Genomic DNA, 26,953 nt, shown 5'->3' on the forward strand with positions numbered 1-26,953 from the left:
TTGGAGGCTGTTTAGGTCTCTTTTTTTGTTTTTTAAGGTGAATGGGCTTTAATTTGGCTCTTTTTTCTTTTCTTGTTACTTTGTCTATTCATTGTTTGTTGATATAATAGAGGCATGAAAAGATTATGTGATGAATTATCGGTTTTGCCAGGGATTGGTCCTAAATCGGCTGAAAAATTCTTAAAAATTAACATTCAGAATATTAATGATTTGCTGACTTACTATCCATTTAGATATGAAGATTTTGAGAGTAAGTCTATTTATGATTTGCAGGACGGGGAGAAGGCAGTGGTAGTTGGGGAGGTGGTATCTCCAGCTAATGTACAGTATTATGGTTACAAAAGAAATAGACTCCGTTTTTCAATGAAACAGGGTGAGGTTGTCTTAGCAGTTTCGTTTTTTAATCAGCCTTATTTAGCAGATAAGATTGTTTTGGGGCAGGATATTGCAGTTTGGGGAAAGTGGGATAAGGCTAAGGCAAGTTTGACAGGAATGAAAGTTTTGGCTCAAGTATCAGATGAGTTACAACCTGTCTATCATGTGGCGCAGGGGATTTCGCAAGTAAATTTGGTTAAGGCTATTAAAACAGCTATTGAACAGGGATATTTGCATTTATTAGAGGAGAACTTGCCATCAGTTTTACGAGAGCGCTATCGGTTAATGAATCGCCGAGAGGCGGTTTTTGCGATGCATTTTCCGACAAATTTAGAAGAGTATAGACAAGCTTTGCGACGTATGAAGTTTGAGGAATTATTTTATTTTCAATTACAGTTGCAAATGCTGAAAGCCAATAATCGTGATATTTCGAATGGTTTGAAGATTGCCTATGATGCTGATAGATTGGCTATGCAAATAAGACAATTGCCGTTTGTCTTAACGGATGCTCAGTCTGGGGCTTTGGCTGAAATACTATCAGATATGAAGTCCTATGGGCACATGAATCGCTTGTTACAAGGGGATGTTGGTTCAGGAAAGACAGTAGTTGCTGGATTGGCTATGTTTGCCGCTGTGACTGCGGGGATGCAGGCTGCAATTATGGTGCCGACAGAAATTTTGGCTGAGCAACACTTTGAGAGTTTGCGCCAGCTTTTTCCAGAACTTTCTATTGCTCTTTTGACAGGGGGAATGAAGGCTACGGAGCGTCGTACTGCTTTAGAGGCGATTTCTAGTGGTCAGGTAGACATCATTGTAGGAACTCACGCTCTTATCCAGGAAAGTGTGACGTACCATAAGCTTGGTTTGGTTGTGACGGATGAGCAACATCGTTTTGGTGTTAAACAGCGCCGTCTGTTTCGTGAGAAGGGTGATAATCCGGATGTGCTTATGATGACTGCTACACCTATTCCTCGGACGTTAGCCATTACAGCTTTTGGAGATATGGATGTATCGATTATTAATCAGTTACCTGCTGGTCGGAAGCCAATTATCACTCGCTGGGTCAAACATCAACAGCTGCCCACGGTCTTAGATTGGTTGGAGAAGGAGCTAGAAGTGGGTGCTCAGGTTTATTTTATCTCTCCGCTGATTGAAGAATCTGAGGCTCTAGATTTAAAGAATGCTGTAGATCTGCAATCTGATTTACAGGCGCATTTTGGAGAGCAAGTTACAGTGGATTTGTTACACGGTAAGATGAAGAATGACGAGAAAGATGCCATCATGCAGGCTTTTAAGGAGCGAAAAACGAATATTTTGGTTTCTACCACTGTTATTGAAGTCGGAGTCAATGTGCCCAATGCAACGGTGATGGTTATTATGGATGCAGATCGTTTTGGTTTGAGCCAATTACATCAGTTGAGAGGGCGTGTAGGACGTGGTCATAAGCAGTCTTATGCAGTGTTAGTTGCTAATCCTAAAACAGAGTCTGGTAAGGAACGCATGAAAATTATGACAGAGACGACAGATGGTTTTATTTTGGCTGAAGCAGACTTAAAAATGCGTGGGTCTGGAGAAATATTTGGAACTCGTCAATCAGGTTTGCCAGAATTTCAGGTTGCAAATATTATCGAGGACTATCCGATTTTAGAGGAAGCAAGACGAGTTGCTAGTCAGATTGTTAGCGTGGAAAATTGGCAGGAGGACCCTAATTGGTCGATTTTACTTGCTAATTTGAAAGATGGAGAGGAATTGGATTAGTCATATAAAAAAAGGCCGACACACCTGTGTTGGTCTTTTGACATATTGTATAGTTCGTCAACGATTAACCTTGGATGTAATCTGCCAAGCTTTGCTCTTCCAAGCCTGCATTGAGAGCGATAAGGAGTTTGAGTCGGGCCTTTTGAGCATTCAATTCTTTAACAAATAGAATGCCGTCTTGCTCCAGTTGGATGCCACCTCCTTGGTAGGCATAGACAGGCTCAGCAATTCCGTTAAAACAGCGAGATACCAGAATAATGGGGATCTTTTGATCAAGGAGTTTCTTAATGGCTGGAAGGATGGTAGGCGGAAGATTTCCGGCGCCGAGTGCTTCAATGACTAAGCCGGAAATTGAGCTTGCAGTGAGAGAATCAAGGAGGATGGAGTCCATATCTGCATAAGCTTTTATGATTGGGACCGTTCCTGTGACTCTTGACAAGTCAAATCGAACACGTGGTTCAGCAGTTTTAAAATAGAGAATCTCTCGTTTGGTGACTAACCCCAGTGGTCCATGGGTTGGTGTTTGGAAGGTTGAGACATTGGTGGTATGCGTTTTTGTAACATATTTAGCAGCATGAATTTCATCGTTCATGACCACTAGAACACCTTTATCTGCGGATTTATCATCAGCAGCCACACGTAGTGCTGTTCGGTAGTTATAAATCCCGTCGCTACCTAGTTCATTTGAGGAACGCATGGCTCCGGTCAATACAATTGGTTTTTCTGGAATAGCCATTGTATCAAGGAAATAGGCAGTTTCTTCTAAAGTGTCTGTGCCATGTGTAATGACAAAACCATCGAAGTTCATTTGTTCTTCTTTAATTTTTTGGTATAGAGTCATCATGTGTTCTAAGCGAATGTGTGGACTTGGAACATTGAGAAAATCCAAGGATGTCACTTGAATTTCTTCTAGTGGGCTATCAATTTGGGTCATTGGATTGATTTTACTCGATGCAACTTCACCCTGATGATTGGCTTGCATAGAAATGGTTCCACCTGTATGCAGTACTAGAATTTTTTTCATAAATTTTCAGTTTCTTTCAAAGTGTGATATACTAATTGTAACATAATTCTTAGAAAGTAGGTGAGTTGGTTGACGATAAAGGCTGTATTTTTCGATATTGATGGTACCTTATTGACCGACAATCGTATGGTTAGTAGTTCAACTATTCTCGCCATTAATGCTTTGAAAGAGAAGGGGATTTTAGTTGGTTTAGCTACAGGACGTGACCCTCGTTTTGTTTTGCAGTATATGGCTAGTTTAGGGCTAGATTTGGCCATTGCTTATAATGGTCAATATATTTTTTCAAGAGAAGAAGTTATTTATAGTCAGAGTTTAGAGCCAAAGCAAATTGAACAAATTATGGAGTATGCGCAGACTCACCATAAGGATTTATCTTTTGGAACTGCTAAAGGCATATTTGGTAGTAAGATTATGAGTGCTGGAACAGGAAATTTTGCCTATCGTGTGACGCGTATGATTCCGGAGTCCTGGGCTGGAATCATAAATTTTATTTTCAATCGTTTGGTACGTTGGATTAGTCCTCAACAGGAAACGAATTTGAAAGGTTTTCTCTTTCAACCAATCTATCAGCTGATGTTGCTGACGACGGAAAGGGAGACACAATCATTGGAGATGCTCTTTCCGAACTTGTCTTTTACACGTTCGAGTCCTTATGCGACTGATATTATCAGTAAGGGAAATTCAAAATTATCGGGTATTGTAAAGGTTGCAGATCGATATGGTTTTGAGTTAGATGAAGTTATGGTATTCGGGGATTCTAATAATGATTTTGAAATGTTGAATGAAATTCAGCACTCGGTAGCGATGGGAAATGGGACGAAAAAGGTAAAACAAGCAGCTTCCTTTGTTACGGATACAAATAATCGTGATGGGATTTATAAGGCATTAATTCATTTTGGTGTGATTGAGGGATAAGATGTTTCAGAGCAAGGACGATAATTTTAATAGGGTAAAGGATTTTCATTTTTTAATGGATGGTGAAACCCAAGAACTTCCCAGTGTGTATGATGGACAGACGGCTTTGCATCGCGCTGGTTTTAAATTGGAGGAGTTGGTAGAATTTCTACATGCAGCTTCAGAATCTGAAGTTGAGTTTCATGATTTTATTCAACAACTTCATCAGGATTTAGATACTGCTGCTGCTAAGGTATCTGGCAAGAGAAGTTTCGGGGTTTCGATGCAGGATCAGGTAGATGCTTTGCTGGATATTCTTTATTTTACATATGGTTCGTTTGTTTTGATGGGGGTTGATCCAGAACCAATTTTTCAGATAGTCCATACTGCAAATATGGGGAAAACATTTCCAGATGGGAAGGCCCATTTTGATCCAATTAGCCATAAAATTTTAAAACCTGATGATTGGGAAGAACGGTTTGCGCCGGAGGAAAAGATTCAGGAAGAGCTGAAAAGACAGATGAAAAGACTTGATTCGTAAATCAAGTCTTTTGGTTTATAAACTTTTTTCTCCATCGCGAACAATGAGTAAATCGATAGTTGCGTGGCGCATGATATATTCGGATGAGGATCCGATTAGGAGACGTTCAAAGGCGTTTAGACCAGTTGCTCCAAGTAACATAAGATCAGCACCGGTTTCCTTTGGAATATCGATAGCCAATAGGGTTTTAGGGTTACCGAATTCAATGCGAATCTGTACATCGGTCAGACCGGCGTTGAGGGCTTCTTGTTTGTATTCTTCGAGGAGGAGCTCCGCCTCTCTTTCTAAAGATTCATAGACAGAGGCGTCAAATGCAACAACATTGTGGAGAGCACGGGTATCAATCACATGGGCGATAATCAGACGTGCTTGGTTGCGTAGTGCGACATGAATAGCTTTATGAAGAGCTAATTCTGCTCCTTTAGATCCGTCTACAGCGACGAGTATTGTTTTGTAAGATTGTGTCATAATAATCACTCCTTTCAGAAGAGCTTTGTCCCGAAATAGGTAGAGTAGTTCCTTACATTTTTATTATAAGCCTTTTGAGAGAAAATGTAAAGGATTCTTGTACTTTTTTTGCTTTTACAGTACAATAGAAAAGATAGAAAGTCGAGGTGACGACATGAAGCAATTTAACAAGTCAACAAAATTGGATGATGTAGCATATGATATTCGTGGACCTGTTTTGGAAGAGGCCATGCGCATGCGTGCCAATGGAGAGCAGATTTTACGTTTGAATACGGGGAATCCTGCAGAATTTGGTTTTACTGCTCCAGATGAAGTTATTCGTGACTTGATTCATAACGCCCGTAAATCAGAGGGATACTCGAACAGTAAGGGAATTTTTTCTGCACGTAAGGCTATCATGCAGTATTGTCAGCTAAAGAAATTTCCAAATGTTGATATTGAAGATATTTATCTTGGAAACGGCGTGAGTGAGCTGATTGTTATGTCTATGCAAGGTTTGCTAGATAATGGTGATGAGGTGTTGGTGCCAATGCCAGACTATCCTCTCTGGACTGCCGCAGTTAGTTTGGCTGGTGGTAAAGCTGTTCACTATGTTTGTGATGAAGCAGCTGAATGGTATCCCGATTTGGCAGACATGGAGTCTAAGGTGACTTCTCGAACCAAGGCAATTGTCCTTATCAATCCAAATAATCCAACTGGTGCTCTCTATCCGAAAGAAATTTTAGAAGGAATCATTGATATTGCTCGTAGACATGAATTGATCATTTTCTCTGATGAGATTTATGATCGTATGGTCTTTGACGGAGCTGTTCATATCCCTATTGCGACACTGGCTCCAGATTTATTTGTTGTGACGATGAATGGACTGTCTAAATCGCATCGTATTTGTGGTTTCCGAGTAGGTTGGATGGTCTTATCTGGTCCGAAAAAGCATGTAAAAGGTTACATTGAAGGCTTGAATATGTTGTCCAATATGCGTTTGTGTTCAAACGTTTTGGCGCAACAGGTTGTTCAAACTTCTTTGGGAGGTTACCAATCGGTTGATGAACTCTTGATGCCTGGCGGACGCTTATATGAACAAAGGGAGTTTATTACCAAGGCGATTAATGATATTCCAGGGCTTTCTGCTGTAAAACCTAAGGCTGGTCTGTATGTCTTCCCAAAAATTGATCGTGAGATGTACAGAGTTGATGATGATGAACAATTTGTATTGGATTTCCTCAAGCAAGAAAAAGTACTTTTGGTCCATGGTCGAGGTTTTAACTGGAAGGATCCAGATCATTTCCGTATTGTGTATTTACCACGTGTGGATGAGTTGGCAGAAATTCAAGAAAAAATGTCACGATTCTTGCGGCAATATCGTAGATAATGGAATTTAGGGCTGAATGTTAATCAGCCTTTTCTTTTTACTTGAATGAAATTGTTTGTATTTTTCTAACAACGGTAAATATTCTGATAATTGTTGAAATTTTATGTATTTTTTGCTATACTGAAAGCAATTACAGAGTAAAGAGGAAAATATGACAACATTATTAGAGAAGACACGGAATATTACTTCTATTTTGAAGCGTTCCGAAGAGCAATTGGCAGAAGAATTGCCTTACAATGCTATCGCGGAGCATCTGTCTGACATTATTGATTGTAATTCTTGTATTATCAATAGTGAGGGTGAGATTTTAGGCTATCACATGAACTATAAGACCAATAATGACAGGGTTGAAGAGTTCTACATTAACAAACAATATCCAGAGGAGTATGTAAAGGCAGTTGCGCAGGTCTACGATACTCAGGTTAACTTGCCTGTGGAGAGTGAGTTGACAGCTATTCCTGTGGAGTCACGGGCAGCTTATCCTAATGGTTTGACAACGATTGCGCCTATCCATGTGACGGGGATTCGTTTTGGTTCCCTCATTATTTGGCGAAATGATGAGCAGTTTCATGATGATGATTTGATTTTGGTTGAGATTGCGGCAACAGTAGTTGGTATTCAGTTACTTAATTTCCAACGGGAAGAAGACGAGAAGAATATACGTCGTCGTGCGGCAGTTAATATGGCGGTAAATACGCTATCTTACTCAGAAATGAAGGCAGTTGCAGCTATTTTGGGTGAATTGGATGGTAATGAGGGGCAATTGACTGCTTCTGTGATTGCAGATCGTATCGGTATTACACGCTCGGTGATTGTGAATGCACTGCGTAAGTTGGAGAGTGCAGGAATTATTGAAAGTCGTTCTTTGGGAATGAAGGGGACTTATTTGAAAGTTCTCATCCCAGCTATTTTTGATGAAATTAAGAAACGTGACTACTAAAATGACAAAAGCATTGATTTCGATTGATTATACAATAGATTTTGTGGCAGATGAAGGAAAGTTGACTGCTGGAAAATCAGCTCAGGCTATTTCTGAACGAATTGCTCAGGTTACGCAAGAAGCCTTTGAAAATGGAGACTACATTTTCTTTGCGATTGATGGTCATGAGGAGGGGGATGAATTTCATCCTGAAGCTCAGCTTTTCCCAAGTCATAATATCATTGGGACGCAAGGGCGTGACTTGTATGGTCCTTTAGCAGATTTTTATCAAAAACATAAAGGGCATGCGCGTGTTCGTTGGATGGATAAACGTCATTATTCTGCTTTTTCTGGGACGGATTTGGATGTTCGACTAAGAGAACGTGGTGTAGATACGGTTGTCTTGACGGGTGTTTTGTCTGATATTTGTGTTCTTCATACAGCTATTGATGCTTATAATAAGGGTTATCGTATTGAGGTGGTCTCATCAGCCATTGCTGCATTGACGGAGGAGAATCATCAGTTTGCTCTTAACCATTTGCGTCATGTACTCGGTGCGACAATCATTGATTAATAGTATAGTGACCAGTCTGTGGACTGGTTTTTCGTTTTTCTCCAACAGGAATGTATCATTAACACTCTTCGAAAATCAAACTCAGACCTTGTTGACTTAACTTGTAAAAGAAGCGGTGTGATAGCCGGTGTGATTGACCATGATAAATTTATCAAAATGCTTTACATAGGTGATTACTTGGTGTATAATATAGTCTGTGTGTAATGGACGCACAAAAATACAGTTTATCCGCTGGGTTTAAAAGCACCTAAGATTGACAAAGATAGGAGAATAAAATGAATCCATTGATCCAAAGTTTGACAGAAGGTCAACTTCGTACTGATATCCCTTCTTTCCGTCCTGGTGACTCTGTTCGTGTTCACGCTAAGGTTGTCGAAGGAACTCGTGAGCGTATTCAGATCTTCGAGGGTGTTGTTATCTCTCGTAAAGGTCAAGGTATCTCAGAAATGTACACTGTACGTAAAATCTCTGGTGGTGTAGGTGTTGAGCGTACATTCCCAATCCACACTCCACGTGTTGATAAGATTGAAGTCGTACGTTACGGTAAAGTACGTCGTGCTAAATTGTACTACCTACGTGCATTGCAAGGTAAAGCAGCGCGTATCAAAGAAATCCGTCGTTAAGATGGGTTGGGACAGCGAAAGCTGTCTCTTTTTTTTAAAAAAAATCTGTTGAAAGAGTACCAAATTGTGAAAGCAGTGGTAAAATGGATTGTTTTTGTGTATCTTCCATGAAATAATATGTTATACTATATATTATTGAAGCTAGTATAGAGGAGGTTGAGGATGAGCGAACAGTTTATTCCATCTGTTTTATCAGATTTACGGCAGGATATTGTTCAGATGCCAGAGGTTATCAAGGAATGTAGTGGAATTCGTATTTATGGTCGTCGCATTCGTTCAGTCTTATTTACAACGGATGTGTCTATCATTGCCAATCACAATGCAGATGCTATTTTGGCTGTTTATCCATTTACGCCCAGTCCAGCTATTATCAAAAGTATTATGTTGGTTGCGTCAGTTCCAGTCTTGGCTGGTGTTGGTGGAGGCTTGACGACAGGTATGCGTTCAGCTAATATGAGTCTATTGTCTGAGTCGGAGGGAGCATACGCTGTTGTGGTAAATGGACCAACGGATGTAAAAACAATTGAGGCAATCAATAAGGTAGTAGATATTCCTATCATTTATACCGTTGTTTCTGAAAAGTCTGATTTAACCTCACGGATTAAAGCTGGAGTAGATATTTTAAATGTTTCTTGCGGTATAGAAACGCCAAGGGTTGTGAAGAAGATTCGAGAAGCTTTCCCTGACTTTCCAATTATTGCGACTGGTGGTCCGACTGAGGACTCTATTCGGCGGGTTATCGAAGCTGGAGCCAATGCTGTCTCCTATACAGCACCAAGTAATGGGGAGCTTTTTAAAGGGAAAATGGAAAAATACCGCAAACACGCAAAGGATTAGCTCATAAAAAAGATAGGCTAAGCAAACAGTAAGTTTTATTGCAAGATGAAACTTGCTGTTTTTTATCGTTTTACGGTGTGAGATTAGGAATACTTCGCAATTTAAAGAACGGATTTTTAGGAGGAAATTGGTAACATATTAGGTCATTTCTACCTTTGTCTGGGGCTGGAAATGTGGTATAATGAGAAGATAGATTTCCATTAGGAGGAAAGTAAGAATGAAGATTTCTGAAGCTGAAGTCCGTCATGTTGCCAAGCTGTCTAAGCTGGAATTTTCGGACCAGGAAACAGCGGAATTTGCGACAAGTTTGAGCAAGATTGTCGATATGGTTGAATTGCTCAATGAAGTAGATACGACAGGTGTTGCGGTAACGACCACTATGGCTGACCGTAAGAATGTCTTGCGAGCAGATATTGCCCAAAAAGGGGAGAGCCGTGAGGAGCTCTTTAAAAATGTGCCTGAATCACAAGATAACTTTATCAAGGTACCAGCTATTCTAGACGGGGGAGGAGATGCCTAATGACTTTTAACAATAAAACCATTGATGAATTGCATGACCTCCTTGTCAAGAAGGAGATTTCGGCTACGGAGTTAACCAAGGCAACTTTGGAAGACATTAAGAGCCGTGAGGGAGCAGTGGATGCTTTCTTGACTATTACAGAAGATGCAGCTTTGGCGCAGGCTGCTGCCCTTGATGAAAAAGGGATTGATGCGGACAATGTTATGGCAGGGATTCCTTTGGCAGTCAAGGACAATATCTCTACTAAGGGGATCTTGACCACGGCAGCTTCAAAAATGCTCTATAACTACGAGCCGATTTTCGATGCGACATCAGTTTCCCAAGCCTATGCCAGGGATATGATTGTTGTTGGTAAGACCAACATGGATGAGTTTGCTATGGGTGGTTCTAATGAGAACTCTGCCTTCAAAGCGACTAAAAATGCTTGGGACCAGACAAAAGTTCCTGGTGGTTCTTCAGGTGGTTCGGCAGCTGCAGTTGCTGCTGGTCAGGTCCGTTTGTCACTCGGTTCTGACACAGGTGGTTCTATTCGTCAACCAGCAGCCTTTAATGGTATCGTTGGTATGAAACCGACCTATGGAACGGTGTCACGTTTTGGTTTGATTGCCTTTGGTTCATCTCTTGACCAGATTGGTCCATTCTCACAGACGGTTAAGGAAAATGCCCAGTTGCTCAATGTCATCTCTGGTCATGATGTCAAGGATGCAACATCAACCATCAATGAAATTGCAGACTTTACTAGCAAGATTGGTCAGGACATTAAAGGCATGAAAATTGCCTTGCCGAAAGAATACATGGGCGAAGGGATTGATCCGCAGGTCAAGGAAACTATTCTCAAGGCGGCTAAGCACTTGGAAAGCCTGGGAGCGATTATCGAAGAAGTCAGCCTGCCACATTCTAAGTATGGGGTCGCTGTTTACTACATCATCGCATCATCAGAGGCGTCTTCTAACTTGCAGCGTTTTGATGGAATCCGCTATGGTTTCCGTGCAGAAGATGCGACCAACTTGGAGGAGATTTACGTGAAAACCCGTAGCCAAGGTTTTGGTGAGGAAGTCAAACGTCGTATTATGTTAGGTACATTTAGCTTGTCATCAGGTTACTACGATGCCTACTTCAAGAAGGCTGGTCGGGTGCGGACCTTGATTATCCAAGATTTTGAAAAGGTCTTTGCGGACTATGACTTGATTTTGGGGCCAACTGCTCCGACCGTTGCCTTTGGTTTGGATACGCTCAACCATGACCCTGTGGCCATGTACTTGGCGGACTTGTTAACAATTCCTGTAAACTTGGCAGGTCTGCCTGGTCTTTCTATTCCTGCTGGTTTTGTAGAAGGCTTGCCTGTTGGTTTGCAGTTGATTGGTCCAAAATATTCAGAAGAGACCATTTACCAAGTGGCTGCTGCCTTTGAAGCGACAACAGACTACCACAAGCAACAGCCAGTGATTTTTGGAGGTGCCAACTAATGAACTTTGAAACGATTATTGGTCTAGAAGTCCATGTGGAGTTGAATACCAACTCGAAAATTTTCTCACCTTCATCTGCGCATTTTGGTGAGGATCCAAATGCCAATACCAATGTGATTGACTGGTCTTTCCCAGGCGTCCTTCCTGTTCTTAACAAGGGCGTTGTGGACGCTGGTATCAAGGCTGCCTTGGCCTTGAATATGGACATTCACAAGGATATGCACTTTGACCGTAAGAACTATTTCTATCCTGATAACCCTAAAGCCTATCAGATTTCCCAGTTTGACGAGCCGATTGGCTACAATGGTTGGATTGAGATTGAGCTAGAAGATGGCTCAACCAAGAAAATTCGTATCGAGCGTGCCCACTTGGAAGAGGATGCAGGTAAGAATACCCACGGTACAGACGGCTACTCTTATGTGGACCTCAACCGTCAGGGCGTGCCATTGATTGAGATTGTGTCAGAAGCTGATATGCGTTCGCCTGAGGAGGCCTATGCCTACTTGACTGCTCTCAAGGAAATCATCCAATACACTGGCATTTCAGATGTCAAGATGGAAGAGGGGTCTATGCGCGTGGATGCCAACATTTCCCTTCGCCCCTATGGTCAGGAGAAATTTGGGACCAAGACTGAGTTGAAAAACCTCAACTCCTTTAACTATGTGCGCAAGGGCTTGCAGCACGAAGTAGAACGTCAGGCCAAAATCTTGCGTTCAGGTGGTCAAATCCAGCAGGAAACTCGCCGTTACGATGAATCTACTGGGGAAACCATTCTCATGCGTGTCAAGGAAGGTTCAGCTGACTACCGTTACTTCCCAGAGCCAGACCTACCGCTCTACGAGATTGACGATAACTGGATTGAGGAAGTGCGTGCAGAATTGCCAGTCTTTCCAAAGGCTCGCCGTGCTCACTATGTGGAAAACTTGGGCTTGACAGCTTATGATGCAGGTCAGTTGACATCTACCAAGGCTTTGTCTGACTTCTTTGAAGCTGCAGTGGCAGCAGGTGGCGATGCTAAACAGGTATCCAACTGGTTGCAGGGTGAAGTGGCTCAGTTCCTCAATGCTGAAGGTAAGACTATTGAGCAAATCGCCTTAACACCCGAAAACTTGGTAGAAATGATTGCCTTGATTGCGGATGGCACTATTTCATCTAAGATTGCCAAGAAAGTCTTTGTTCACTTGGCCAAAGAAGGCGGCTCTGCCAAGGCTTACGTTGAGAAGGCTGGCTTGGTACAGATTTCAGACCCAGCTGTCCTCATTCCGATTATCCACCAAGTCTTTGCGGATAACGAAGCGGCAGTAGCTGACTTCAAGTCTGGCAAACGCAATGCCGATAAGGCCTTTACAGGCTTCTTGATGAAAGCAACTAAGGGACAAGCCAACCCCCAAGTTGCACAACAACTCTTGGCTCAGGAATTGGCTAAGTTGTTGGATTAAAATGAATAGAGAAAAATCGCTAGGATTGAATCTTAGCGGTTTTTACTGTTACTTGTAAACTAGGTGCTTCTATCTTATTTTTATGCTATATTTTAAAAACGGTATAAAGTATTAGAAAGTAGCGCGGGTATTGACTGTTAAAGGATAGTTAGCTAATACTCTTCGAAAATCAAAATCAGACGTTGTTGACTTGATTTGATGAGTGAAAGGCTCCAGTGGAGCCTTTCAGCCTGTTACCTTGAAACAAAATAGTAACAGGGTTCTATCTGCTAAGTAGAAACGAACTACGTTCGCTCTATCTCCAACCTCCAAAGGTTCCCCAAACCTTTGGAGCTAGTCTGATTTTGATTTTCATTGAGTATAAAATGAAAAAATATCATCACTATAGAAGAGTTGTAATTTTTTTATGGTTTCTCAAATATTTCGGGAATATTGCACTATTCCAATAATTTTTAGGAATGAATATGTTATACTAGATGGGTAGAAAAGTGAAGACGGTGGCTCTTTATTTTCTGAAAGTGAGGTGATGCCTATGGGCAATTCATCAAAATCTGACGGAAAGGAGGAGCATCTTTTGACAGCTTTTGAAGTTGTGCAAACTATTCTAGGCTTTGGTAGTTTTACTATTGCATTGATTGGCTTGTGCTATAAAATCTTCAAAGATGGTGATAAAAAATAACCCGTCCCCACTTTTGATCGAGTTGTTGGACGAGTTATAGTCTAATATATGGTCACCGTCTTAAACGGTTCTACATGGGGTTGGTTTGCAGACCAACCCCTTTTCTATCTCTATTATATCAGATTACTTATAAAATACAAATAATCTGTTAATTTTAGTGATTAGCTTACTTTACCTAGTTTATGTCAAGCTTTCGTAGTAGGTTCTGCCTTATTTTTTGTATTAGTCTGATTTCTAGTTTTTGTGCCAGACTAGAACTTACTTTAACGTTAAAATAGGTCTTCGCCTGTTTTATTTAATTTATGACAGTTGTAGATAAAGGCTTTGATGAAATTCGAATAATAATTTTGGTCAATAAATTTAGCACTTTCCAAGTAATTTAACATATTTTTAGCGAGTTCGATAGCTTCAGTCTTATTCCAGCGGAATTGATTGTAGATATGTTCTACCTCAAGGAACATGAGAGGTATAGCTAAATAACCACGTTCAAATGTTTGAAGCTTTTTCACTTCTTTAATAATGTTATCAGCCCTTAGATGATACCCTTGTTCGGAAAAGTGTTTGGCTGTGAAGGTCAGTCCATTTAAAATACGAATATAGGTGTCCGTATCTGCACTTTGTTTGTACATAACCAGAAGCTGTTTGGACATGTGCTCCACCAATTCGAGGGGACAGTGATTGACGATACGACAGTATAATTCCAGCTCGGAGCTAGTAAAGGTCTCAAGCTTCATCAGGTGATTGATAACAGGCTGGATTTTTTCGACGGTTTCTTCTGACTTCGCAATCGTTGGATAATGACCAAGCTTGATTATCTTTAATAATATGTCTGCCTGTGTAGGATTGTCAGTTAGGTATCGATCAAATAATTTTTCGTATTCAGGAAGATAGCGAAATATGTCTTCTTCATTTGTGATATGTTTGGAAAACTCGTAAGCAGGAAATTCTATGCAATCTCCGCCATTATCTGCAAATGCAGCTGCAAAGTCCTTCCATTCTAAGCCGAGCACAATCAATAAACGGTTAAAGTTTTCAAGGGAAATTCCCTTCTCTCCCTTTTCAAAACGACTCAGAAATTGCGGTGATACAATCGTAGAAGCAGCCTCTTTTAAGCTGAGCCCTCTTTTCTCTCGTAATTGTTAAAAGGTTGGTCCAAACGGGTATAGATTCGACATAATGTTCCTTTCAATCTTTTTTTAGATTAGTATACTTAAAACTAGGATAAAAATCTACAAAAAGATGACCTATGGGTTCAAAAAAAAAAAAAAAAATACATTACTTTTCGATGCTATTTTGCAATATTGAACCTATAGTTTTCTATGGAAATAATTGTAAGGAAGTTTATGGTATACTTTAAAAATATAGAGCACAAATCGCTTGATATACTACATATATCAAGGTTTGACTTTACAGTCAAACCAATCCTAACAGTAACAAAGGAGATACTATGAACAAAAAATCAATCAAAACTCTCGCAACAGGTGCTGCAATCGCAACAGCAATCGGTGCTACTTCTGTACCAGCATTCGCTGAGGAAGTAACACCAACAGTTGAAACAAATACTGACACTGTTGTTTCTACAACTGAAACACCTGTTGCAGAAACACCTAAAACATCAGCTGATGTCAAACCAGCTCTTGATGCTCAACAAGCTGTTGTTGATGCTACTGCTGCTGAAGCTAGTCAAGCTCAAGCTGATGCAGATGCAGCTAACCAAGCTGTTGCTACTGCTGAAGCAGAAGTTGCGACTGTAACTGAAGCTATCAAAGATGCCGAAGAAAATCTTGCAAACGCAACACCAGAAAACATTGCAGCTAACCAAGCTGACCAAACTGCTAACCTTGCAGACCAAACTGCTAACACTACTGAAACAGATGAAGTCAATGCTGAAATCGCATCACAAACGCAGACAGTTGCTGACGCACAAGTTGCGGTCGATACTGCTCAAGCAGAAAAAGACCAAGCTGATAGCGCCGTTACTGCTGCTGAAACTGATGTAAAATCAGCACAAGATGCACTCTCAGGTACTGGACTTGCTGAAGCTCAAGCTAACCTTGATACTGCAAGCAAAGCTGTTACAGATGCTAAAGCTAACGTTGATACTGCAACTCAAGCCGTTGAAGACGCTAAGAAAGCTGATGCTAAACGCCAAGAAGCGATTGATGCAGCAACCACTGATGTCGCTGTTAAAACAGATGCGGTTGATACTGCATCAAGCCGTGTTACTGCCGCACAAAACAATGTAGCATCTGCAACTGAAGCACTTGCTAAAGCAAATGATGCTGTTACAAAAGCACAAGATGAGATTCAACAAGCAACAGCTAGCCAAGATGATAAAACTAAATTTGCTACAGCTGTTTTGGCTGAAATTAATGACAAAACCGGTGCATCGTACTTTAAAGATGAAACAGCGGCATTAACAGCACATATGGCTGAGTTCAATCGTCTAAGAGAAGAGAAAAAAGACCTAGAAGCTCAAAACTATGCCGAGGAGCATTTATTATCTCAAATGTTGAAGCTATATACTGACGAGCAATCACAAGAACTCGTTAAACAGCTTGTAGGTTCAACAGCTTTTAATAAAACGTATAAATTACAAAATGGTAAACTCGTTTTATCTAAAGAAGACTATACAGCTTTAAATATTGCCTTTGCTTCACAGCTTAATGCCTTTCGTAAAATTAGCGGTCTCGACGCTATTAATCAAGTCACAGAGGAATCCATTGAGCAAGGTTTAAAAGCAATGGAAGTATGGAATGAGCATGCTAACCTACCTGAAAATATCAGTAAAACTGGATTAGAATTGGAACATAGCGGTTTTAACAAAGTCAAAAAAGTGACAAATGCCTTCACCGAAAACATTTACCCAACAGGTGGTTTTAAGAAAACAGAACTGACATTTACTGAGTTAAATACTATGTTTGCTTACACAATGTTAGGTTTTGCATTTGAAGATGCTCATGCTAACTGGGGACATTATAACAATTTGTTACAAGGGCAAAACGTCATGATGGGGTTGTATCAGAATAATAGCGGAAATGGTGCAGGTGGTGCTTATTTTACGCATAGTTATACCATTCCAACAACTGCACGTATTGTTTATAGTCAATCCTCACAGAGCAATAGTGATTATTGGTCTAAGGCACTTAATACTGTTACTAAAGAAATTAATGATTATAAAGAATTACTAAAAAATGATGATGCCTATAGAGAATTAATTGTAAATGCATCAGTTTTTAATAATAGATTATATAGCCGTTATCTTGATGGTGAAAAAATTTCTAATGAAGAATATGCAGAACGCGATAAGTTATTCCAACTAGTTATAGATTATGAAGATGATAATAACATCAAATTTCCAACAGCTTATGAGTACGCAAAAGACATAGCTCCATTCAGAGTAGGATTATACGAATTAGATCCACAATATATTGATAGAAATGTTGATTTGACATTTGAATCAACACTTAAGTATATCAATAATAAAGCTAGTTCATATCGTGATGCAAACACTGACTTTATGACAAAACTAGTCGGTGATAATAAGCTTGGTGAACTACAAGCAACCCTTGAAAAAGCCAAAGCTGACCAAGCAGCTGCACAAACAGCATTAACAAATGCACAAACAGCATTAACAAATGCACAAACAGCTCTTACAACAGCAAGTAACCAATACGCCACCGCATTAGCAGCTAAGACAGCAGCAGAGAAAACTCTTGCTAATGCTACTGCAACACCACTTCAAACTCAAGTTGCTGAAAACAACTTGCGTCTTGCAACAATTGCTCTTCAAAACGCTGAAACTCGTAAAGTTGATGCACAAAAAGCAGTTGACAACTTCTCAGGATCACTTTCTGAAAAGAAAGCTGCACTTGATACAGCTAAAGCTAATCTTGCAACAGCACAAGCTACTGCTACTGCAAAAGCTGAAGCTCTCACTACAGCTCAAGCAAACCTTGCTAAACAACAAGCAACACTTGATAGCTTGAACAAAGAGCGTGATGCACTTCTTGCAGAAAAAGACCGCTTGGTTGAAGAAGCAAAAGCACTTGCTGAAGAACTTGATGGTTACATGAACGCACCAGCACGCCTTGAAAAAGCAAAAGTTGAGTTGTCTGAAAAACAAGCAGCTCTTGCAGACGCACAGGCTAAAGCTGAAACAGCACAAGAAAAACTTGAAACTGTTACTGCTAAACTTGCTGAAGAAAAAGCTAAACTAGCAGAACTTCAAGCTGAGTATGACAAACTCAAAGACCTTGAAAACAAAGCAAAAGACAATGTGATTGCAACACTTCCAGACGGAACAATCGTTGCAGTACCAAAAGATGCACCAACTGCTGCTGAAAAACCAGCTGTTGATGTAGATGCCATCAAACAAACTCTTGATAAAGGTCAAGATGTGAAAGTTGTTGACGGTAAGGTTGTGGTGGCGAACCCACAAGCAGGTGTCACCGTCACACCACGAGGTATTACTTACTCACGTGTAGACCGTGCTAAGGCCTTGCCAAACACAGGGGAGCAAACAAGTCTGTTGGCACTCGCAGGTGTGGCAGTGTTATCTAGTCTTGGTTTTGCAAGTGTAAGAAGACGCAAACAAGGATAATTATCGTTTAGAGAATGAAAGAGAAATGTATAAAGCGAAAGAGGAGATAGGGGATGAACTATAAAAAAATAAAACTTGGAGCAAGTCTTTTAGGACTGACAATTTTTTTTCTTCCTGTTGTGACAAGCGAACACCTTTCACTTGCACCCATAGATGAACCAGTGGCTGATTACTTAGATGTACCGTCAGTTTTAATACTGTTTTTCATTTGGTATGGTGGGTTTGCCTTGAGCTTGCTACTGTCACTGCTTCCAACTAAGGCAGGGATTGCTCATAAAATTAAGTTAGCCCTGATTGTATTGTTTAATATCTATGCTCTTCTTGTGCACACCTCTATAACAGAAGAGCTTTTAGGAAAATCGGGCTTAGGCTTTGGAGGCATTCTTTATTATCTCTGTGCAGTAACAAATATTTTCGCAAGTAGTATGCTTTTTAAGGACAGTGGTCTGGTTATTCACAAAGAGGATTTAGCGAAAGTAGCTAAAAACGGATACACGATAGGAAAAGGAATAGCCAGTGTCGCGACGAAAGTTACAAAGGCAGCGATAGCAGAAACCAAAAAAGAAATTGACCATCACAAATCAAATACAAAATAGGTAATAATATAAAAAATGAACTTGCTAAAAACGACTATTTTATCACTGGCTGTTCTTGGACTGATTGGAACTCAATCAGTCCAAGCTGACAGCTCGGTTTACCAATCGACCTTGAGTACGGTTCCGAATGAAAGTTACGCAACTAACTCTGTAGGCTCAAAAGAATTTCACTATTCTCTTTTTGATATAGACAAAAATGGTCAGGAGGAGTTGGTTATTGGTGAAAAAGTAGAAGATAGTTCCATCAACCCGGTTGCACTTTACTATGCCAACCAGCAGACAGCGACTCTTTTAGTTGGAAAAATCTTTGGTCCATCAGGTGGTAGTAATTTCGTAGTGTATGAAGATGGAAGTATTCAAGTATTTGAAGTTTCTCGAGGATCGGGAGATATAAATGCCAAATTGTATCAACTATCTAAAACCAATGGTGAGGCAGCTTTGCTACAGGAGGCAGACTATAAAGTAGGAAGTACAGAAGGTGCAATTGATGTTTCGGGTAAAACAGAAGTTGATTTATCACTTTTAGACTATAAACCATTGTCAACACCTCTTACAGCAGATTCCTCAACTCAATCCGTGTTACCTAAGGCTATGAGAGAGGCTGCTATCGGTCAAGAGATTTCCTTACCGAGCGAGCTTGTAGGTACTTGGACCACGGTTGAAACACCAAATGGTACCAAACCGGGACGTCCTTCATCTCTGGAAATTGCAGGTGACGGTTCATATGCCTCTGTCTATTCAGATGGAAATTTGATAGGGAATATGAGGACTTTAAGAAAAGTATCTGAGAATGCCTTTGTTATCACTAGTGATGGTGCCCAAAGTGGACTTTTTGGCATAGTTGGTATTGGATGGAATATTCTTCCAACTGAGAGAGTTGAATTTGGTATCTTGTTAGAAGGGCAGATATTGAAAAATGTCGGCTGGACAGTAACAATTGGTGCGGAAGACTATTCTAATCCCAGTGTACTAGCTACTTTTACAAACCCTAACTTTGTTGTAAAAGAGGAAGAAACAGCAACTTCATCAACTTCAAGTTCGGAAACAGCAGCTTCATCTACATCAACGTCCAGTTCCGAAACAAAGACAAATGCATCAGAAGAAAAATCAGCTGCAGAAAAACAAGAACCGAAGAAACTATTTGGAATCTTGCCGATGACAGGGGAAACCTATTCGGTTTTGGGTGCAACAGGATTTGTAATTATAGGAATTGTATCTTATTTAAAAATCAGAAATAAGAAATAAGAAATAAATCTAGTAGAAAAGTTGGGTAGAACTACTCAACTTTTTGGTCATGTTAAATATACAATACAGATATTATTTTTGGGTAAGGTGAGTATGAGAAATATATATGAAGTAGGAGTTGGTTTTTTAAAACATAACTTTTTAGACGCGGTACAAAAGGCGAAATCGGGCGATACAATTATTGTTTCAGAGGGTTTTTATGAATTACCAGAATTACTGGAAGTAACAGAGAGCATATCGATTGTAGCTAAAGATTTAGACATTGGAAAAGTTTTTATTACAATGCCAATCAAAATTTCATCTGGAGCTAAAGTATTTATCAGAAATATTAATTTTGTTGGAGATTTTTTGACCAATAATTTACAAGTCTATTATAGTTCAGAACTTCATTTAGAGAATTGTCGAATAGAACGTGGAAATCTAACTCAGGACTATGTGGATGTTTCAAATTGTTCATATTATCCGTTACTGTTTGTCAATAATGGAGTGCTTCAACTAAATAACTGCGAAGTATTGGATTTTACTTTTGATAATGCTATTTTGTTAAAGGATCAATCTAAATTATTTATAGAAAATTGCAGTTTAGATGGTGTTAAACTTTTTGGTCAATCATCTATAGAAGTTTATGATAGTGATTTTAAAAAATATTTACAACTGTATGAAGGTTCTGAAGCAATCGGTAAAGGTAATTTCGGAATTTATGGAGGGCATAAATGGTATCCAATCTATCTGAATGGCTCTAGTTCAGCACAGATTGAGACACTATTCTCTCATAATTGGACATATCTTGAATTAAAGGTGGAAGATTCTCAACTTGAGGTAAAACAAGTAAATTTTGCTGAAGATTGTTCAGTGAAAATATTTTATGATAATAGTTCGACTGTTCAAGCGGTATCACCGATTCTTCTTGAAGCAACAAGTGATGAGTTAGAGCAGAGTATTACTGAAGAAGATATTGACAGCCCTGAATTGATTGAGGACCTGGAGCCAAAGGATAATGCAATGAATGAACTGCAAAACATGATTGGACTGAATTCTGTTAAAGAAAAAGTCAATGAGTTCATTTCCATTGTAAAATTTAATCAGAAGAGAAAAGAGCAGGGTTTACCTACTCAGAATATTGTTCTTCATTCGCTTTTTTTAGGTAATCCAGGTACCGGAAAAACGACCGTAGCTCGTTTATTGGGTGAATTGCTTTATGAAGCTGGTGTAATTAAAGAAAACAAGCTTGTGGAGGTGGACAGAGATAGGCTAGTAGGAAGTGTCATTGGTAAAACGGAGGAGATTACCTTAGCAAAGCTTGAGGAAGCAAGGGGAGGAATCTTTTTTGTAGATGAAGCCTATACATTAAACAATGCTTCTGGTAACGATTTTGGAAAAATTGCAGTAAATACCATAATGAAGTTTATGGAAGATAATCGAGACGATATCATGGTTATCTTTGCGGGATATACTGACGAAATGCAAAATTTCTTGGGCTTAAATCCCGGTCTAGCTTCTCGTGTCAGCAATGAATTTAATTTTGAAGACTATTCTGCAGATGAAATATTCGAAATAGGAAAAGCTGGATTGCACAAAATGGGTTATCAGTTTGATGAAGAGTACTACAAAAGGGCAATTGTTAAAGCATATCAAAAAGAAGTAACCAAGAGCAATGCACGTTTTGTGCGAAATTTCAATGAAAGTATTGCCAAAGTATTGGCCAGTCGTCTAATGAAAAATCTTAGTGATGATATAACAACAATTACGAATGAGGATATATCACTAGCAGTTGGTGGGGAGTTAGTTGATAGCGAGCAGCGTATACAAGAACTTTTGGATGAGTTGAACTCTTTGGTTGGTTTGCAACCTGTAAAAGAATTTGTTACGAAACTTGTGAAAAAAGCCAAAGTTAACAAAAAATTAGAGGAAACAATCGGGACACACGCTAATCGTCCAACCTACCACATGATTTTTACTGGAAATCCAGGTACAGGGAAAACAACTGTAGCAAGGATTATTGGAGAGATTTTTTACCACTTAGGTTTTCTTGGACGAAAAACAGTCAAAGAAGTTAGTCGTTCGGATTTAGTAGCGGGCTATGTTGGCCAGACAGCAATAAAGACAAAAGAGGTTCTAACTGCTGCTATGGGAGGGGTCTTGTTTGTTGATGAGGCCTATCAATTAAGACAGTCAGAACGAGATGAATTTGGTATTGAAGCGATTGAAGCTCTAATTACAGCATTGGAAAATCATCGTTCAGACTTTATCGCGATTTTTGCTGGTTATACTAAGGAAATGGAAGCATTTCTAGATGTTAACTCAGGGATGCGCTCTCGTATTCCAATTACGATTGAGTTTCCGGACTATAGTCCAGAGGAAATCGGAGAGATTGTCCGACTTGGCTTGATAAAGCGTTGGTCGATAGGAGACTATCCTGTTGTAGAGCAGGTGGCAGAGATTTACAGTCAAATACCGAAAAATCAGCAGGCTAATGCACGGTGGGCTAGAAACCTTATTGAAGAGATAGTCACAAACCATACAGAATGGCTTTACGATAATGAACCTGACAATGTGCTGGTTATTCATCCAGAAGTATTAAGAAGTACAATTTTAGGAAAGATTTATTAATAGGAGGTTAGAATGTTTGACTTAATCGGACTTTTAATTCCAATTGGAATTATTTATCTTATCGTTAAATATGATAAGAAAAGATATGTACATGCTTTTCTTCGTACATGTATACAAATGCTGGGCAGAGGAATTTGGAGTGCATTAAAAGCATCTGTTCATTCAAGAAATAAAGTAATTGACTCTATTGATGATGTTATTGTTGGTGCAGCGAGAGATGCAACAGATTCTATGACTTCGGGCTTTTGGGGACGTTTTAGGAATAATGTAGATTGGGCGATGAAAGATAATCAAATGCGTCAACTTGAGAAAGATGTTGCTTACTTAAGACAAGTTTTTGAGCGAACAGGAAACCCCGATGATAAGGCACGATTGAAAGCAGCGGAAGCAAGTTTGAGAAAAGCTAAAGATAATAGAATTTGATATAATATTTTAATAATTCTAGTATGAGCAAAAGCTTCGCAGTGCTATTTGAGAAGTTGTGGTATTTAATAATGTATAAGAAAAATCTTCTTACTCAAAAGTAGGAAGATTTTTCTTATGCACTTTTAGTATGAACTCTCCCGTATAACCAGCTGGGTACCTAGTTTAATCTTACGGGGATGGTGGGGCTGCGGACTAGCAATCACACGGTCTAGCAGCTGCATGGCTTCCTGTCCCATTTCTTCGGTAAAGACGCTGATAGAAGACAAGGCAGGATAGACTTGGCGCGTGATGGCTGTATCGTTAAAGGTGATGAGTTGGACTCTATCTGGCACTGCGATTTGACGCTCTTGTAAAGCACGCAGAGCGCCGACAGCCAGGGTGTCATTGGCCATGAAGAAAGCTGACGGTAGTTGGTCGCCTAAGTCCTCGATAGCCTGGCTCATCAGCTCATATCCTGACTGGGTGGAGAATTTTCCTTGGTAGATATAATTTTCTTGGAGAATGCCCAAGGTGTCTAGGTAGTCTCGAAAGGCAGTCAGGCGGGGGTCTGTTGGCAGTTGGTGTCCGTCTGTGGTTTCTTCCTGTCCGACTAGAAGGCCGATGTCTGTCAGGCCTTGAGAACGAAAGTGGTCGATGACTGTCTGAACAGAGTGTTCAAAGTCAGTCGTGACGCAGGAAAATCCCTCAGTCAGCGTATCAGAATCCACAAAGATTAGCTTGGAAGACAAGTTGGTCAGCTCTGCTATTTGCCCAGAAGAAAATTTGCCAACTGCGATGATGCCGTCCAATCCTTGAAGGAGGGGGTTGGTCAGGTCGTTGAAGGAGCGGACGATTTGATAGCCCAGAAGACTGGCGGTCTGCTCGATGCTGGCCCGAATGGAATAATAGTAGAGGTCAGCCAGCTCTTCGCTCTCCGTGTACCATTGGACAATGCCGATGGTGCCTTTTTGTAGGGGAGCTTGTTTTTTGAGGTGTTTGGTGTAGCCCAGGTCCTGTGCCAAGTTGAAAATGCGGTCGCGGGTTTCTTGGCTGACGGATAGGGTCAGGTCGTTCTTGAGTACGCGGGAAATGGTGGCAGATGATAATTGAGCCTTTTCAGCGATATCTTTTATGGTAACCATGGGATTCTCCTATCTATTTGTATCTAGTATAGCACAAAAAGTAAAATTAGTAAATTTTTAGTAAATTTATTGACTTTTATATTGTTAAGTTGTACAATAAAAGAAAACGATTACAAAATCAAGGAGGTTCTTATGAACAAAGAACAACTCAAGCAGGCCTTTCTCGATGTGTTTGGTCAAGAGGCAGATGCGACTTTCTTCTCACCTGGTCGGATTAATTTGATTGGTGAGCATACAGACTACAATGGTGGTCATGTCTTTCCAGCAGCCATTACCTTGGGAACATACGGAGCTGCTCGCAAACGTGATGACCAAGTTTTGCGTTTCTATTCTGCTAACTTTGAAGAACTTGGAATTATCGAAGTGGACTTGAACAATCTGGTCTTTGATAAGGCGGATAACTGGACCAACTATGCCAAGGGTGTTCTCAAGTTCTTGCAAGAAGCAGGGCACAGCATTGATACAGGTATGGAAGTCTTTGTTTACGGTAATATTCCAAACGGATCTGGCTTGTCATCATCAGCTTCCTTGGAACTCTTGATTGGCATTATCGCAGAAGAGTTGTATGGACTTGAATTGACTCGTCTTGATTTGGTGAAAATTGGGAAACAAACGGAAAATCACTTTATCGGTGTCAATTCTGGTATCATGGACCAGTTTGCAATCGGTATGGGAGCAGACCAGCGTGCCATTTACCTAGATACCAATACACTTGAATACGAATTGGTACCGTTGGATTTGGGTGACCATGTGATTGTCATTATGAACACCAATAAACGCCGTGAATTGGCGGATTCTAAGTACAATGAACGCCGCGCGGAATGTGAAAAAGCAGTGGAAGAATTGAATGCAGTCTTGACTATTCAAACTCTGGGAGAGTTGGATGAGTGGACCTTTGATCAATATAGTTATTTGATTAAGGATGAAAACCGCCTCAAGCGTGCCCGCCATGCTGTCTTAGAAAATCAACGAACCTTGCAAGCTCGTAAGGCCTTGGAAGAAGGGGATTTGGCAACCTTTGGTCGTTGGGTCAATGCTTCTCATGTTTCCCTTGAGCATGATTATGAAGTAACAGGTTTGGAGTTGGATACCTTGGCTCACACAGCTTGGGAACAAGAAGGGGTTCTCGGAGCTCGGATGACAGGAGCTGGTTTCGGTGGCTGTGGTATTGCCATTGTTCATAAGGATAAGGTGGAAGCCTTCAAAGAAAATGTCGGCAAGACCTATACTGAAGTGGTTGGCTATGCACCAAGCTTTTATGTAGCGGAGATTGCTGGAGGCTCTCGCGTTTTATCTCGTAAATAGATTGGAGAAATGATGGCTGGATTGGTGGATCGTTTTGTTGAGCAGGTTATTGCCAACAGTGATTTTGAGGAAATGGATGCTCTTTACCTGCGAAATCGGGTTTTAGCCTTGGTTGGGGACCAAGTTTTGACTGTCCAAACAGAGCTAACAGACTTGATTGAACTCAAGGAAGAATTATTGGCTCACGGGGTTCGAACTGGTTTTGTGGGTGAATTATTGGAAGAGCAGGACATGGTTGGGGCTTGTTTGATGGATTTGATAACCCCAAGTCCGAGTCAGGTCAATGGTGATTTTTGGCAGACCTATCAGGAAAATCCTGAACAAGCTGTGGCAGATTTTTATGCCTTGAGTAAGCGCAATGACTATATCAAGATGGCTGCGATTGCGAAAAATATCTATTATCAAGTTTCGACAGAGTATGGGGATTTGGAAATCACGATTAATCTGTCTAAACCTGAGAAGGATCCCAAGTCTATTGCAGCTGCTACGAAAGCTGAAGCAAGCAATTATCCCAAATGTCTACTCTGTATGGAAAATGAGGGCTATCAGGGACGGATTAACCATCCAGCACGCGCCAACCACCGCATTATTCGCTTGGATCTTGGTCAGGAAAAGTGGGGCTTCCAGTATTCGCCCTATGCTTACTACAATGAACATGCTATTTTCTTGAACCAAGAGCATGTGCCTATGGTTATCAGTCCTCAAACTTTTGAACAACTTTTGGACCTGCTAGACATCTTTCCGGATTATTTTGTCGGTTCCAACTCTGATCTACCCATCTCGGGTGGCTCCATCTTGACCCACAATCACTATCAAGGTGGGCGGCACAGTTTTGCCATGGAAAAGGCACCGATTGAGCGTCAGCTGGTCTTCGACGGCTTTGAGTCCGTTTCGGCAGGCATTGTCAAGTGGCCCATGTCGGTGATTCGATTGAGCTCGGCAGATAAGCCATCGCTTCTTGGTTTAGCGACTAAGATTTTGGAAAAATGGCGGAGCTACTCAGATGATAGCGTTCAGATCAAGGCTGAGACGGATGGAACTCCCCATCATACCATCACCCCGATTGCTAGGAAACGAGGAGATTTGTATGAGTTGGATTTGGTTCTCCGCGACAATCAGACCTCAGAAGAGTTTCCAGATGGCATCTACCATCCACACCCAGATGTGCAACATATCAAGAAAGAAAATATCGGCTTGATTGAGGTCATGGGCTTGGCGATTTTGCCTCCACGCTTGAAGGCAGAATTGGCTGAAGTAGAAAAATTCTTACTGGGTCAAGATAGTCAGGTGGCTGACTATCATCAGCCTTGGGCGGATAGGTTGAAGGCTGAGCATCCAGATGTGACAGAAGAAAGGGCTGAAGAAATCATTCGAGCATCTGTCGGACAAATTTTCGCCCGTGTCCTAGAAGATGCAGGTGTCTATAAACGCACTTCAGAAGGTCAGGCAGCTTTTTTACGATTCGTAGAGTTTGTGGGCCTCAAACAATAATGACAGCAAAGAGTGGGACGGTGTCCTGCTCTTTTGGTATAATAGGAATATTCGCAGTGTGAAAAGGAGA

20 protein-coding genes and 2 pseudogenes are annotated in these 26,953 nt (G+C 40.6%); 18 read left to right on the forward strand and 4 right to left on the reverse strand.

What is annotated here, in order from left to right; genetic code table 11:
• The first annotated feature begins 114 nt into the window (after positions 1-114).
• Positions 115-2,133, forward strand: a complete 2,019-nt coding sequence (gene recG / locus F9856_RS07070) for an ATP-dependent DNA helicase RecG (protein ID WP_099777142.1) — start codon at positions 115-117, stop codon at positions 2,131-2,133.
• A 64-nt stretch (positions 2,134-2,197) separates the two neighbouring features.
• On the opposite strand, the gene F9856_RS07075 is transcribed toward recG, so the two are convergent.
• Positions 2,198-3,157, reverse strand: a complete 960-nt coding sequence (locus F9856_RS07075; RefSeq protein ID WP_105147336.1) for an asparaginase — start codon at positions 3,155-3,157, stop codon at positions 2,198-2,200.
• Between the two features lie 69 nt (positions 3,158-3,226).
• On the opposite strand from F9856_RS07075, the pseudogene F9856_RS12180 reads away from it, so the two are divergent.
• Positions 3,227-4,592, forward strand: a pseudogene (locus F9856_RS12180) (Cof-type HAD-IIB family hydrolase).
• Positions 4,593-4,607: 15 nt separating this feature from the next.
• Here the strand turns inward: F9856_RS12180 and F9856_RS07090 are convergent.
• Positions 4,608-5,060: a universal stress protein gene (locus F9856_RS07090; RefSeq protein ID WP_004195772.1), complete on the reverse strand. Its 453-nt coding sequence runs from the start codon at positions 5,058-5,060 to the stop codon at positions 4,608-4,610.
• A 154-nt stretch (positions 5,061-5,214) separates the two neighbouring features.
• On the opposite strand from F9856_RS07090, the gene F9856_RS07095 reads away from it, so the two are divergent.
• The 9 genes from F9856_RS07095 to F9856_RS07135 all read left to right on the forward strand — a co-directional run bounded on the left by F9856_RS07095 (position 5,215) and on the right by F9856_RS07135 (position 13,486).
• Positions 5,215-6,429: a pyridoxal phosphate-dependent aminotransferase gene (locus tag F9856_RS07095; protein WP_014735452.1), complete on the forward strand. Its 1,215-nt coding sequence runs from the start codon at positions 5,215-5,217 to the stop codon at positions 6,427-6,429.
• A gap of 151 nt (positions 6,430-6,580) precedes the next feature.
• Positions 6,581-7,369: a GTP-sensing pleiotropic transcriptional regulator CodY gene (codY, locus tag F9856_RS07100; RefSeq protein ID WP_202106176.1), complete on the forward strand. Its 789-nt coding sequence runs from the start codon at positions 6,581-6,583 to the stop codon at positions 7,367-7,369.
• 1 nt (position 7,370) lies between these two features.
• Positions 7,371-7,922, forward strand: a complete 552-nt coding sequence (locus tag F9856_RS07105; protein ID WP_024376330.1) for a cysteine hydrolase family protein — start codon at positions 7,371-7,373, stop codon at positions 7,920-7,922.
• Positions 7,923-8,197: 275 nt separating this feature from the next.
• Positions 8,198-8,545 carry a 50S ribosomal protein L19 gene (gene rplS / locus F9856_RS07110; protein ID WP_024376329.1) on the forward strand — a complete coding sequence of 116 codons (348 nt, stop codon included), beginning with the start codon at positions 8,198-8,200 and terminating at the stop codon, positions 8,543-8,545.
• Positions 8,546-8,707: 162 nt separating this feature from the next.
• Positions 8,708-9,382, forward strand: a complete 675-nt coding sequence (locus F9856_RS07115; RefSeq protein WP_024376328.1) for a hydrolase — start codon at positions 8,708-8,710, stop codon at positions 9,380-9,382.
• A gap of 217 nt (positions 9,383-9,599) precedes the next feature.
• Complete coding sequence (gene gatC, locus F9856_RS07120; RefSeq protein WP_011921930.1) at positions 9,600-9,902, forward strand: Asp-tRNA(Asn)/Glu-tRNA(Gln) amidotransferase subunit GatC; 303 nt, start codon at positions 9,600-9,602, stop codon at positions 9,900-9,902.
• Positions 9,902-11,368: an Asp-tRNA(Asn)/Glu-tRNA(Gln) amidotransferase subunit GatA gene (gatA, locus tag F9856_RS07125; RefSeq protein ID WP_202106177.1), complete on the forward strand. Its 1,467-nt coding sequence runs from the start codon at positions 9,902-9,904 to the stop codon at positions 11,366-11,368. Before gatC ends, gatA begins: the two co-directional genes overlap by 1 nt.
• Positions 11,368-12,807: an Asp-tRNA(Asn)/Glu-tRNA(Gln) amidotransferase subunit GatB gene (gene gatB / locus F9856_RS07130; protein ID WP_029174126.1), complete on the forward strand. Its 1,440-nt coding sequence runs from the start codon at positions 11,368-11,370 to the stop codon at positions 12,805-12,807. The genes gatA and gatB overlap by 1 nt, the downstream gene beginning before the upstream one ends.
• A 526-nt stretch (positions 12,808-13,333) precedes the next feature.
• Positions 13,334-13,486, forward strand: coding sequence for a putative holin-like toxin (locus F9856_RS07135; protein ID WP_073259299.1), 153 nt, complete (start codon positions 13,334-13,336; stop codon positions 13,484-13,486).
• A 269-nt stretch (positions 13,487-13,755) separates the two neighbouring features.
• Here the strand turns inward: F9856_RS07135 and F9856_RS07140 are convergent.
• Positions 13,756-14,613 (reverse strand): annotated as a pseudogene (locus F9856_RS07140) (helix-turn-helix domain-containing protein); the annotation flags it as partial.
• A 320-nt stretch (positions 14,614-14,933) separates the two neighbouring features.
• Here F9856_RS07140 and F9856_RS07145 point away from each other — a divergent pair.
• The 5 genes from F9856_RS07145 to F9856_RS07165 are packed head-to-tail and all read left to right on the forward strand — an operon-like array spanning position 14,934 to position 22,963.
• The gene (locus F9856_RS07145) at positions 14,934-18,089 is read left to right on the forward strand and encodes an SEC10/PgrA surface exclusion domain-containing protein (protein WP_202106195.1); all 3,156 of its coding nucleotides are present in this window, start codon (positions 14,934-14,936) and stop codon (positions 18,087-18,089) included.
• 53 nt (positions 18,090-18,142) lie between these two features.
• Positions 18,143-18,685: a hypothetical protein gene (locus F9856_RS07150; protein ID WP_202106178.1), complete on the forward strand. Its 543-nt coding sequence runs from the start codon at positions 18,143-18,145 to the stop codon at positions 18,683-18,685.
• Positions 18,686-18,700: 15 nt separating this feature from the next.
• On the forward strand, positions 18,701-19,930 hold the full coding sequence (locus tag F9856_RS07155; protein ID WP_202106179.1) for a hypothetical protein: 1,230 nt from the start codon (positions 18,701-18,703) through the stop codon (positions 19,928-19,930).
• Between the two features lie 21 nt (positions 19,931-19,951).
• Complete coding sequence (locus F9856_RS07160) at positions 19,952-22,540, forward strand: AAA family ATPase (protein WP_202106180.1); 2,589 nt, start codon at positions 19,952-19,954, stop codon at positions 22,538-22,540.
• Positions 22,541-22,552: 12 nt separating this feature from the next.
• Positions 22,553-22,963 (forward strand): hypothetical protein, encoded by a 411-nt coding sequence (locus tag F9856_RS07165; protein WP_044767582.1) that lies wholly within the window; start codon positions 22,553-22,555, stop codon positions 22,961-22,963.
• Between the two features lie 125 nt (positions 22,964-23,088).
• On the opposite strand, the gene F9856_RS07170 is transcribed toward F9856_RS07165, so the two are convergent.
• Positions 23,089-24,087 (reverse strand): LacI family DNA-binding transcriptional regulator, encoded by a 999-nt coding sequence (locus tag F9856_RS07170; protein ID WP_202106181.1) that lies wholly within the window; start codon positions 24,085-24,087, stop codon positions 23,089-23,091.
• 132 nt (positions 24,088-24,219) lie between these two features.
• Here F9856_RS07170 and F9856_RS07175 point away from each other — a divergent pair, with 132 nt between their 5' ends.
• Both F9856_RS07175 and galT read left to right on the forward strand, forming a co-directional pair.
• Entirely contained in the window at positions 24,220-25,392 is a 1,173-nt protein-coding gene (locus F9856_RS07175) for a galactokinase (protein ID WP_202106182.1), read from the forward strand.
• Positions 25,393-25,401: 9 nt separating this feature from the next.
• The gene (gene galT, locus F9856_RS07180) at positions 25,402-26,883 is read left to right on the forward strand and encodes a UDP-glucose--hexose-1-phosphate uridylyltransferase (RefSeq protein WP_202106183.1); all 1,482 of its coding nucleotides are present in this window, start codon (positions 25,402-25,404) and stop codon (positions 26,881-26,883) included.
• Positions 26,884-26,953 lie beyond the last annotated feature (70 nt).

Source organism: Streptococcus suis (genome assembly GCF_016743335.1).
GTDB lineage: Bacteria > Bacillota > Bacilli > Lactobacillales > Streptococcaceae > Streptococcus > Streptococcus suis_Y.